Origin of the sequence: Flavihumibacter sp. ZG627, assembly GCF_000814325.1 — a bacterium.
Classification (GTDB): Bacteria; Bacteroidota; Bacteroidia; order Chitinophagales; family Chitinophagaceae; genus Flavihumibacter.
The window spans coordinates 1-389 of sequence record NZ_JPHF01000051.1 but is presented as its reverse complement, the minus strand read 5'-3'; the positions used below and the strand labels follow the sequence as shown (position 1 = coordinate 389).

Annotated in this window: 1 protein-coding gene; it reads right to left on the bottom strand. The window is 43.2% G+C overall.

All coding sequences use genetic code 11. The features are described from left to right. Nucleotides 1-389: hypothetical protein (locus HY58_RS19695; protein ID WP_039135707.1), on the bottom strand; the 389-nt coding region annotated here is incomplete at both ends.

Sequence of the window (389 nt, the reverse complement as noted above, 5' to 3'; positions counted from 1 at the left end):
GAGTAGCTGATATATCGTGCGTGTCCTCATCCGATTTATCAGCATCTATAAACAGTATGGCTGATTCCTGAGGAGTTAAGTCTGCTTTGTAATTATAGATGCCATCATCCGGCAACAGTTCTGCAGCAGCATTAAGTCTTCCTTCCTCGCTTGTGTGCTGACGAAGAAAATGCAGTATCGACTCCTCCGTTCTCCATTCCCCTGAACCTGCGTATGCTTTCTTTCTTATTAGCTGCCTCAATTCAGCCCTGGTTTTATGGATCTTTGGGTCTGGCAAAAACTGATCGAGAATGCTCCTGGTGAAATCATCTTTCTCAATTTTTCTTAAACGATCAAGCGCATCCCTTATCTCAAGAGACCAGAATTTGCTTTTCCAGGAAATCAAAACC